The sequence below is a fragment of the Kribbella speibonae genome (assembly GCF_004331375.1).
Lineage (GTDB): Bacteria > Actinomycetota > Actinomycetes > Propionibacteriales > Kribbellaceae > Kribbella > Kribbella sindirgiensis.
Genome location: NZ_SJKC01000003.1, coordinates 1,469,357 through 1,481,453, shown reverse-complemented (window position 1 = coordinate 1,481,453; position 12,097 = coordinate 1,469,357). Strand labels below are relative to the sequence as shown.

Below are 12,097 nucleotides of genomic sequence, written 5' to 3'. Positions count from 1 at the left end.
GATCCACACCGCCCGACCGGACCTGACAACAACCCAGCAGCAACGCCAAACGTCGAGCACCGATGATTGGCGACAGTCGAATAGGACTGGCTACCGGTCGCGGTCTGTCGGGGCGGTCTGGATCGGACCTTTGATGGCTGGCCCGTTGAGCTGTCATGGCAGCTTCGTGGGTTCGATCAGGCGGCGAAACTTGCGGTGGGCAACCGTGCTGACCATCCATCGGCTGACGGCCGGAGATGGGTATCAGTACCTGTTGCGTCACGTCGCGTCCGGCGATGTGGACCGTCGCATGTCTACGCCGTTGACGGCGTACTACACCGCCGCCGGCTACCCATCCGGGCGGTGGATGGGGTCCGGCTTGAGCGGGCTGGGCGACGGTGAGCTTTCGGCGGGAGATGAGGTCACCGAGGCGCAGATGGCCGCCCTGTTCGGGGGCGCCAAGGATCCCCTGACGGGGCGAATCCTGGGCAATGCATATCAGGTTTTCAAGAGCCCGTCGGAGCGGATTGAGGACCAGATCCGTGCGCTCGATGCAGCCATGAGCGAGACGGAGAGGCAGGCCGAAATTGAGGAGATCCGCAAGCGCGAGATGCGGCAGAAGGCGAAGCAGGCCGTTGCCGGATTCGATCTCACGTTCTCGCCGGCCAAGTCGGTTTCGGCGCTCTGGGCGACCACCGATGTCGGCACGCAGGAGCAGATCGTAGCTGCGCATCACGAGGCGGTCCGCGACGTCATTTCTCTCGTCGAGCAGCACGCCGCATTCACCAGAACCGGTGGACGCGGAGCTGCCCAGCTCGACATCCGCGGCGTGATCGCCGCTGCGTTCGATCACTGGGACACCCGCAGCGGCGACCCTCAATTGCACACCCACGTCGTCGTTGCGAACCGAGTACAAGGCTTGGACGGCACCTGGCGCACGCTGGACAGCCGGACCCTCCACCGCTCGATCGTCGCGATGTCCGAGATCCACAATGTCTTCCTTGCTGACAACCTGTCGCGCCGTCTCGGCGTCGATTGGGAGCTGCGAGAACGTGGCGCCCAGCGCAATCCAGCGTTCGAGATCGACGCCGTACCCGACGAACTCATCACCGAGTTCTCCGCCAGAACCGAGCAGATCGAGGCCAATCTGATGGCCCTTCTCGAAGAGCGCGGAGACCGAGGTCGCCCACCGAGTCGGCGCGAGATGTACGTCCTTCGGCAGCGTGCAACGCTCATCGGCCGGCCGCCGAAGCACCTCGCGCGACCGCTCGCCGCGATGATGGCTCAGTGGCGCGGACGCGCTGATCAGGCGATCGGCCGAGACGCGGTCGCGACCATCCACCGTTCACTGGGCCGGGTGGGCGACCGTCCACTGGCCGCGGCCGATCTCAGCCCAGAGACGATCGAGGCGTACGGCGTCGCGACCGTCCTCACGCTTCAGACCAAGCGCGCCACCTGGAATCGCTGGAACCTCATCGCCGAGGCAGCACGCCAGACGCGGCTGCTGCGGCTCATCTCCTCCGACGACCGCTTCGCCGTACTCCAGTCCATTGTCGAATGCGCCGAACGCCACTCGATCAGTCTCAGCCCACCTGAGGTTGTCGGCGCTCCAATCACCCGAACAAACGGCGAGAGCGTGTTCGCGATCCACAACGGCGAGATCTTCACCTCCCCCGTGATCCTCGGTGCGGAGTCCCTGCTGCTCGACCTCGCGCAGAATCCCTCGGGACCGATGATTCCCGAAATCCACACCCAAGGTCTGAGTCCCGACAAGGCCAAGGCTCTCCAGCGGATTGCCACCAGCGGTCAGAAGCTCGAGGCCCTCGTCGGTCCCGCAGGTACTGGCAAGACCAGCTTGCTGTCCTCCCTCACCGCCAGTTGGCAATCAGCGCACGGCGAGGGTTCGGTCATCGCGCTCGCTCCGTCCTCATCCGCGTCGACCATCCTGTCGGACGCGATCGACATCCCCAGCGAGAACATCGCCAAGTGGATTTACGAGTCCGCAGGCCTCGGCGCCGAGCAACGAAAGGACCGGATCCAGCAAACCCTGCACGCAGCTCGCCTCGCCGATCGCCTGCACCGCCGACGGCGGAAGCAGCGACTCGCCGTACAACTTGCAGCGCTCCGCGCCGAGGACGACCGGTGGAGGTTCCGCAAGAATCAGCTCGTCATCGTCGACGAAGCCTCGATGGCCGGCACCTTGGAACTCGCCACGCTCGCCCGAGCCACCGATGCCGCCGGCGCGAAACTTCTCCTGGTCGGCGACGACGCCCAACTGTCCGCAGCCGACACCGGCGGCGCCTTCCGCCTCATCGCCAACGACACCCAAGCCGCCGAACTCACCGACGTCTGGCGCTTCACCAACCCCTGGGAACGCGACGCCAGCCTCGCCCTCCGCCGCGGAGAACTCACCGCGATCGATATGTACGACGACCACGACCGCCTCACCGCCGGCTCGTCAGAGGAGATGGAGGACGCCGCCTACAAGGCCTGGCTTGCCGATACCCGAGGTGGCCGAGCCAGCCTGCTGATCGCTGCCGACAACACCACCGTCGCCCGACTGAACGCCCGAGCCCGCCTCGACCGCATCACCACCGGCGAGGTCGAACCCGATGGCATCGAACTCCACAACGGCAACCACGTCGGCCTCGGCGACCACATCGTCACCCGCCTCAACAACCGACGCCTCCGCCACAGCGCGCGAAACTACGTCAAGAACGGCGACAGCTGGACCGTCATCCACCGCTGGCCCGACGGCTCCCTCACCGTCCAAAACCACACCGGCGACACCGTCACCCTGCCCAGCGCCTACGTCCAAGAATCCGTCGAACTCGCCTACGCCACCACAGCCCACCGAGCCCAAGGGGCTACCGTCGACACCGCCCACCTCGTCGTCACCGACCAGCTCACACGAGCCCTGATGTACGTCGGCATGACCCGCGGCCGCGACGCCAACACCGCCTACGTCGCCACCCACCAGACGAGCTCGGACCTCCACGAACCCCACCCCAAGCAGACCATGCAAGACGTTCTCGAAGGCGTCCTCAACGACCCCGGCGTCGAACAATCCGCCCACGAGGTGATGCGCCGAGAGCTCGATAACGCCACCCGACTGGACCGGCTGATCCCGATGCACGAGTACCTCTGCCAACTGGACGCACGAACCCGCTACCAGTCCGCAATCGCCTCCAGCGGTCTCGACCCAACGGACCAGGCCGTCGTCCAAGCGTCCCCCGCCTACGGCGCCCTCATCGCCGAACTCCGCCGCGCCGAGTCAGCCGATCTCAGCGTCGCCGACCTGCTCCACCGCGCAGTCAGGCAGAAATCCCTGAGCGACGCCCGCGACATCGCGGCGGTACTCCAGGACCGGGTAGAGCGCCTCGTCACGAGATCGCAAGTCCGCTCCGGCCGTCATGGACCGATGATCGCCGGCCTGGTAATCCCCGCGTCACAAGCCACCGATCCGAGTGTGCTGCCTGCCCTTCGCGAGCTCGAGCGTCAAGTCACCGACCGCGCCGAGTGGCTCGCATACCAAGCCACCACCGAACGTCCAAGCTGGTACGAAGCCCTCATCGGAGCCGTGGCCGGAGGACCGGACTCGCACTCGTTGATACACGTGGTCGCCGCCTACAGAGAGCGCTACGGAATCCGAAGCCAAGCAGTCCTCGGCGATGCTCCTCCGCGAAGCGCGATCACCCAACGCGCCAACTACGACCGGCTGTGCGTGCGACTGAACAGCCATACGCGGAGCCACGCCGCCGAGATGTCCCTAGCCACATCCGAATCCCCCGCACCACTTCGGCGTGACCCTCACGGCTGAGCCGCCGTCCCGCCAGTGCCGTGCGTCGTTAGTTAATTTGCGATTGGTGGTTGGGGTGTTGAGGCAGCGGGAAATCGTCCTGCGGCATTGATGTTGCATGAGGGTGACGAGGCGGACTGGTCGCACAGGGGTTCGCCGACTGGTCGATCAGGTTGACCGAGTCGCCGCGGGATGACGTGCGGGTCGCAACACGGTTGGACGCGTGTGGGCTCGCCGACGAATGAACAACGCGGGGATCCGAATCCGCCCGGTAGGCCCTCGCGGAGCCAGCCTGCGGCGCATTCGAAGGTCCAGCGGGGCAGGTCCCGACGCCACCCGGCACCCGTTCACTCTCATCCAAATCACGACATCCAAAGGCATTTGCAGACGAGTACGGACACCTGCGCAGACGACTTCGAACATCGACATCTACTGTCTACCGGCTCATTCGCGATGACGCTCAGGCACGCATGACCATTCTTGATCGACTACATCGATCGCGTCGGACTGATAGATGAACGGATCCCAAGAATCCAATCGGAAGAGCTCCGTGACGATATCCGTGGCCGAGTCGTCGTCCAGGTCCTCGGAGAGGACCTCACCGCGGATTCTGGTCCGGGATTCCAGCAGCTTGCGAGCTTCCCACTTGTTTCGCACCAGCAGTCGATATCGCGCCTCGACCCGCACGATGTCACCCTTGCCACCGACGCCCTGGCCGACGGAATCACCACGGTCCTCGTCCTCATCTGCGCCACCGAATGGGTTGCCCCACCCGGAAACGTCGAATACCGCATCGGCGTACATTCGCGCAGATTCTTGCAGCTCGCTGACGGCCGCCATCACGTCCTCCGGAGACTGAGTTGCTCTGCCCACCGATTCCGCATGCACCTTGATAGCGCGAATCAGAGCATCCGCCGACTTATCCAACTGTTTCCGAGAAGATACCATCATCGACGCCCACCCTTTTTGGGAAACTCATAATGCCTGGTGTGCAACAATTCACCATTCTTGTTGTAATAGTCTACATGGACATGGTTTCCCTTGCTGCACACCCCTCGATAGCGACACCTACCGCCAGCCTTCGCGTCCGCTTTCGCCGCAGCTTCAGCCTCTTTGCGAGTCTTGTATCTCGTTCCAGAGTTTTTGTTGCTTCTGGCCTTCCGCGGCCGATTGAGCCGCCTGTCGACGGACGCCCTGCGGCTCGCGTTGAACGCGGGATCTGAGCGGCCACCCCCTCTATATCCACCGCCCCGCGCACTCTCCGGGTATTCAGAGCGGCCCCTTACCTGCGCGCGGCTCCAGGAGAAATCTGCCCCGCGCCCCCTGCCACCCCAGTTTTCTACATTGATCCGGCCGTCGAGATCCAACCTGCCGATCGGGTCGCCGGGGTAGGTATATGCGTTGTTGTTGCCATCCGGGATCGGGTCAACCGCGGTAAACAACCCTGTCGCAGCGTTGTACAGACGGACCCCCATCAAGATGAGGTCGGCACCGGTGACGGCGCGTTCCTTCGCGCCCAGCCACCCGTAGTCCAGGATGCCGGTGTCAGCGGTGGAGCCCGTCACGTTCCCGTATTCGTCGTAGCCGTTCCAGCCGCTGATGCCACCGGCTGCAGTTCCCGCTGAGGGCAGGTCTACCGTGCTGACGATGTCGCCGTGCGGGTTCGCGAGTGTGAGAGCGGCTGCTCCCGCCTGTTCGACGGTCAGGGACAGGTCGGATCCGATGAGTTCGGCATAGCGCTGGCTGGTGGTGCCTGCCGTGATCCAGGCGGGGTTGTCGCTGGTGTCGGTGTAGTGCCGGATGGTTTGGGTGGTGCCAGATGTGTTCGTGGCCGTTTCCGTCGAGCGGCGGTCAATGGCGTCGAGGCTAAAGGTGGTTGTGGTACCGGCCTGCGTGATCGTGCGGGCCAGATCGTTGTGGTAGTACGACAGTGTGACGTCGCCGTCGGCCGGCCGAGGCGCGTCCGAGGCCGGCAACGTCAAGGTGCGCCCCAAGGCATCGTATGTATAACTGCCGGCTCCGCCAGCACCGGTAACTGGGCGATCGGCGGTGTCGAAGGCTCGGGTCACCGTGGTGGCGCCGGTGGTGCTGCAGGCGCCGTCGGCCGAGGCCGGTGCGGTGGCTTTAGTGAGCCTGTTGTCGTTGGTATCGAAGCCGTAGATGCGGGTCACGCACGCTGGTGCCTGGGCGGGGCCGGTGACGTCGACGCCGGAGGATGTGGCAGTGCGGTCGTTGACTTGATTGAGTCGGCCGGCATTGTCGTAGCTGTAGCGTCGGTCGTAGGGGATGGCGCCGCCGGTGGCCGTGGTGAAGGCGTTGCCGTCGGGAGTCCATTCGTGGGTGACGCGGCCAGAGGTGTCGTTTTCGAGAGACCAGGACAGCCAGGGCCCGTTGGGATCGATGCTGGTGGAGCCGTCACCGTTCACCGTCGTGACTTGGCCCGTGTAGCGCAGGCCGGTGGGGTCGCCGGTGTTGTCGAGATCGTTGTGCTGGGTGACGCCGCCGGGCAGTCTCTGGGTGATCAGGGTGCCGTCGGAGTCGTAAGCGCCCACCGAGGTCCAGGTGGAGCCGCCGCTGGTGACGTCGATCTTGGTGACTTGGCCGCGGTGTTCGGTTTTGCCGTTGGCGTCGGTGCCGTCATAGGTGTAGGTCGTGGTGCCGTTGGGGTCGGAGACGGTGGCGACGTCGCCTGCGGCGTTGTAGACCGTGGTAGTGGCCGCGTCACCGGAGGGCTGGTAGGAGACTTGGCGGCCCCAGGCGTCGTAGCCGGTGGTGATCGAGCCCGCGACGGTGGTGTCGGCGTTGGTCGCGGTGACAACTGTCGGTTGGCCGGTGGCCGGGTCGTAGGTGGTGGTCTTCTTGGTGTTCGGCGTCGACCCGGTCAGGCCGGTGACGGTAGCCGCGGCGGACTCGGTGCGCCCGTCGGTCTTGTAGGTCGTGGTGGTGGTGCGGGTGACGGCGCCGGAGGTCTCGGTGACTGTCTTGGGCGACAGCAGGTACGTGAAGGCCGAGGTGGCCGTTGAGGGCATGGCCGGCCCGGAGCTGGGTGCCGCGCCTGGGTAGGTCCTGCAGACCAGGCCGGCCCATTGCGGATTGCTGCCGCACTCGGAGAATCCAGTGTTAGGTGTCGTCGTGTAGTAGACGGTCTTGGTGGTTCCCGCGTCGGCGCCGTTGGAGGCGGGTTGCCGGGTCTCGATCACGCGGCCTTCAGCGTCGTAGCGGGTGAGTCTGACGATGTCGCCTGCGCTGTTGGCACCGTTGAGGTCGAAGTCGGTGACGGTCTTGCCGGGCAGGCTGCGGCCCCAGCCGTCGGCGTCGCCGGCCACGGGTGGGTTGTAGTCGGTCAGAGTCTGGCCGGTCATCTCCAGATCGCTTCCGGTGCCGGGATCCTGCGCGTACGACGTCTCGGTAGTGGCCAGCCGGTACGGCAGCGACGTGTCGAGGTTGATGCCCGCGTTCGGCGCGCCCTCGTCGAATTTCGTGTGGGTGTGGGGCCGGACCCAGGCGATGGTGCCGCTCTTGAGCGCTGCCCATCGGGCCGGGCCGTAGGTGTCGGTCACCAGCGTCCCGGCCGGAGTCACGATCGCCCCGTCCTTGGTGATGTCCGCGTTGTAGACCGTGAGGGTGGCGAGCTGGTCGGCGGATGCGGCGGTATCGATCACCTGTCGCAGGGCGCGTTCGTCGAGCTCGCGGACCGGGTTGCCTTGGTCGTTGTAGTCGGTCGCCGTGTACTGCCAGTCGCCGGCGCCGTACTTGGCGGTGTTGATTGTGTAGCCGGCGGCGTCGGTATATTGCAGGTCGGCGTACTGCCAATCGGTCGAGCCAGGTGCGCCGGTCAGTGGGTGGTCGGGCCCGAAGACCGCGAACCCGTTCGATGGCACGGCCTTCTGATTCCACCGAGCCACCGAGGTCGACGACAGATCGGGCAGCCCGGTGCCGGACAGCGGCACGTCGTACACATACTTGCCCAGCGTCGCGGTGCCACCGGCCGGGTCACCGGCGGGGCGGGCCCTGGTGACCGAGTCGAGCTTCTCGCGCTGGTCGACAGTGACGTAATTGAACTGGTACGGCACCAGCCCGGCGGGCTTGATCGAGGTCAGGTGGTTGGCGGCGTTGTAGGTGTACTCGGTCGACAGGCTGTTGCGCGGGTCGGTGACCTTGGTCAGCAACGCGTTGGCGTCGTAGGTGTAGGCGGCGACCTGAATGGAGTTCATGCCGGCACCACCGGCCTTGTCTGGGTCGTAGATGTCGAGCCAGGCCGCGCTCAGCCGGACCTTGCTGGAGCCGATGGTGGTGTAGTCGAAGTGCAGTGCCCGGCAGCCCGCGTTCAGCCCGGACAGCGGGCTACCCGGCAGATAGGCGCCGCAGGTGACGTCCGGTGCAGGCGGGGCGAGGATGCGCACGACGCGGCCGTTGCCGTCGTAGGAGAACGTCGTCTTACCCGCGACGCCAGGTTCGGAGATCCCGTCCGCGCGGAACAGCGTCGCGGCGTTCGCGGCCGGTGCGGCGGCAGGCTTCCAGGTCGTGACAGTGCCGTCATCCTCAATGTAGGAGAGCACCGTCGAGGTGCCGGTGCCGGTGATGTTCAGCCGGGAGCCGTCTCCGGTGGTGTCGTCGTCGACCGGGACCCAGTCGCCCTGTTCGTAGGTCGCGGTAGTGCGACGCCGACCCGATGGGGCCCCGTAGATCAGGCTGGTGCCGTCGCCGTCTTGCAGCACGAGCGTGCCGTCGACGCGGGTCTGGTCGATGACCTGCATCCCGGCCGCGCCGGCGTCGGCGCCGTCGAATTGCGCGGTCCATCCCTGCCCGAACGCGCCGTTGATCTGATCAGTCGGGGTCTCATACGTCATGTGCGACCGCGAGATCGACAAGTCACCGGTGTAACCCGGCACCGAAATGTCGGTGGCGGACGCGTTGAACTCGCCGGTCCACAGCGCGACCTGGCCAGGGCCCGCCTCAGAGGTGGGGAACCCATTGCCGAAGGCATGCGGCAGCCGCTGGATGGTGGTGTCCGGGGTCTCCGACCACGTGCACTGGACGGTCGCGTTATAGCTGAAGCAGACCTGGATGTCGAGCTTCACCGGCACCCGGTCGCTCAGCACCGTTTTCTGGACGTCCGGGGTGTTGGGGTCGGAATCCAGGTAGATGTCTTCCTTGGCCAACGTGGTGTCCCACAGGGTGTTCACGCTCACGCCGCCGACGCCGTTGTCGACCACCGGCAACTCGGTCCCGTCCTCGTTCCAGCCGATCAGGTCGTCGGCGCCGCCGTACCCCGACACCCGCCAGCGGACCTTCGCTGTGACGGACGGAGCAGTGCCCTTGGGTGGGCCGGCCGCGGTGATCCGGATCGTGTTCGCCGTCGTGATCCGCGCGTCTGCGGTCGGTGACGACAGTGACGCGCTGCCCCAGCCGAGCCGCTGCGTCGCGGTCGTCGAGTAGTTGCCGCCCGGTGTCTGGGCCTCGGCGACGATCGTGTGCAGGCCCGGCTCGGTGTGCTTGAACGTCACCTCGTACTTCGCCACCGCAGGGTCACTCGAGGGGGTGATTTTGACTGCGCCGCTCGTGTCGTTCGCCGTCGGGCGTTTGCCGTCGATGAACATCCACAGGTAACCCGGCGCGCTGTACCCGGTGCCGGTCGCGGTGACCGTGCAGGTCACGTCCGCGGTCGGGGTGGTGTCGGTCCAGGTGTTGTTCACGTCGTACGGCGCCGGACACGACACCACCGGCTGAGCCGGCGCCGCCGCACCGGTCCGCAGCCGGGTCTGGTAACTCGTCCACGCACCGTCCACACGGCCGTCGTTCGCCTTCGCGCGGATGTACAGCTGGGTGTTGTCCGGCAGATCACTCGACGGCCGGCAGCCCGCCGTTGTGCCGGAGGCGTACACCGACGACGTACACGAGCCCACCACCGTGCCGCCGCCGGTCATGAACTCGAACACGTACTTCACCGTGTTCCCGTCCGGGTCCGTGGCCTTGGTCCGCACCCACGGCCGCAGGCTCTTCGAGTACATGTACGACGTCGTCTCACCCGGCGCCGCGTACGCGGCCGCTTCGGTCGTCTCCACCGTCGCGGGAGCGTTCGGGGTCCGGTTCCAGGTGAACGAGATGTAGGGGTCGGCTGGGCCGCCGGAGGCGTAGAACCGTTTCCACGAGTTCACGTCCGTCTCGTCGGCCGCGACCAGCGCCAAGCCACCGGTCGTGTACGAGGCGTTCGACCACGCCTGCGCCAGGCTGGTCATCGGGATCTCGATCCGCCCACCCGGACACGCACTCGAGAAGCCCTTCGTGGCATTCAGCGACCCGTACACCGAACCCAGCGTCGGCTGGTTCGACCACCGCGTCGCTGTCGACACCGGCTGCACGGCCCGCACATTGACAACCGCCGGCGTACACGAAACTCCGCCGTACTGCCACACCGACAAGAACGAAGACAGAACGTCCTTGCCGGTGAGCGGCGCGGTCGCGAAGTTCATGAACGTCCGCTCAGTGTGCGTGCCGTTCTTGCCCACCCGCAGATCGATCGTGCCCGACAGGTCATCGGGGTAGGCGGACTGCACCCAGGTGTCGAAACTCGGCAGCGTCGTCGACACCGCGTATACAGGGTCGACCGTCACCGGGAATTCCCGGACCGGATCCATCAACCAGGTCGCGTCCGGCGCGATCACAAGCGTCGCCTTGCCCGCCGAGACCTGCTCCACCGACAACTTCACCGACACGTTGTTCGCAGGCATCTTCGTGTGCTCGTCGGTGACCGCGTCCCACATCTGCCCCACCGGGATCCGCGACCGCACCACGTTCTTCGCATCGACGAACTCGATCCCGCCATCAGCGGTTTGCCGCGCCGTCAGCCCCTTTGTACGCAGCGGGATCCGCCACACCGGCGCCGTCAACGGACGCTGCTTGACCACCAGGTCGGTCTCGAAACCGGTCCGCCGCGCGTCCAGCCTCAGATCCACCCCCGGCTGTACATCGGCGTACGTGGCCTTCGTCCCGTCCAGGCTCGGTTCTGGCAGCTTCCACGGCGCCAACCACTCCACCTGACGGCCCGTCCCGGCCGTCGCGGATGCGAACACGCCCCCGGCTGCGGCGGTTTGCTTGCCCAGCTGCAGCCCGTGGCCGTGACCGCGCGGCGCGACTGTACCGTCGGTGGCCTTGGCCAGCGTCAGGTCGATCGACTGCCACGCGCCTTTGGCGTCCTTGAACCGGATCGGCGCCATGTGAGACTCGGTCGTCATCGTCCCGTCCGGGTTCGCCCACGTCGTCGACGTCTCCGACCGCAGCGACTCGACCTCGACCCGTGAACCCTGCGACCGCGCCGTCACCGTCGCCGACACAAGATCCGGCTGCGAGTCCACCTTCGCCGCTGGGGGCTTCGGATCCGCCGCGGGCGCGGCAACCGCCCGCTCCCGGGCCTCCAAGCCTGTCGTCAGCAACGCGAACGACACCAGCACCGCCACGAACCGCAAGAAGAACTGCATGCGGGCACGCCGAGAACGAGACATGACTTCCCCCACCTCACGCCGGCCCAGGACAAGCACCGATGACTAGGCGGGTCACCGAGCTGGCCAGCGACCGCTACATCGGCCACCCATACGAATGCGTTACAGCGACTGCAACATGCTGCATTCGGCAGGCTGCCGCTTGACACAGTGGGCGGAGTCGTGCGGTCCGCGCCAGCTTCGTTGGACCGTCCCATGTCGACGCTCGGCAAGGCCGACCGTGGAGCACGGCCGCGCTGATGCGATCGATGCCAGCGGGAGCCCCAGACATGGGGTCAGCTACTTGTCGCTTCACGGCAGCTTTAGGAGACCCAGGCCAACAACGCGGCTCTCCTCCGGGATTGCCCGCTCGTGATACGTCACTTCCGGGGCGTTGCAGACGAGTACGAACCTCCGTGCAGACATCTTCGACCATCGACAGGAACGCTTGCTTGTTCAGCCGTCGAGGCGGTTCTGACGTCATGGCTCACCTTGCTCGACCTTCCCATGTCAACCTGCACGCCGGTAGGCCGTGACGCAAAGGCGGGATGGTCGAAGCGGGCTCTACGGCGCAAACACAGCGTTGGGTATCGCACCGTCGCCGCATTGGAGTCGGTGTGGCCCAAGCAACCGAGACCACCGCCGAAGCGGGGATCCCGGCTTGACGCCTACCGGGACGTGATCGACGCCTGGCTGCGCGACGACCTGCCAGCGCGTGCACGTTCACCTTCCTGGCAGGCGCCCGGCCGTCGTCGACCCGTCGAACCTGCTGGGGACCGCCATCGCCCAGATCGGCGATCTTCGCGCTCGACCAGCGACCGGGTGAGGGTCTCGCCCTGCG

At 66.2% G+C, this 12,097-nt stretch carries 3 protein-coding genes; 1 reads left to right on the top strand and 2 read right to left on the bottom strand.

What is annotated here, in order from left to right:
* A partial coding sequence (gene mobF / locus E0H92_RS28135; RefSeq protein ID WP_131498320.1) for a MobF family relaxase occupies positions 1-3,799 on the top strand: 3,799 nt, incomplete at its 5' end.
* A 423-nt stretch (positions 3,800-4,222) separates the two neighbouring features.
* Here mobF and E0H92_RS28130 read toward each other — a convergent pair.
* Positions 4,223-4,729 carry a hypothetical protein gene (locus E0H92_RS28130; protein ID WP_131498319.1) on the bottom strand — a complete coding sequence of 169 codons (507 nt, stop codon included), beginning with the start codon at positions 4,727-4,729 and terminating at the stop codon, positions 4,223-4,225.
* The gene (locus E0H92_RS28125) at positions 4,726-11,256 is read right to left on the bottom strand and encodes a DUF6531 domain-containing protein (protein ID WP_202873855.1); all 6,531 of its coding nucleotides are present in this window, start codon (positions 11,254-11,256) and stop codon (positions 4,726-4,728) included. The genes E0H92_RS28130 and E0H92_RS28125 overlap by 4 nt, the downstream gene beginning before the upstream one ends.
* Between the last annotated feature and the right edge of the window lie 841 nt (positions 11,257-12,097).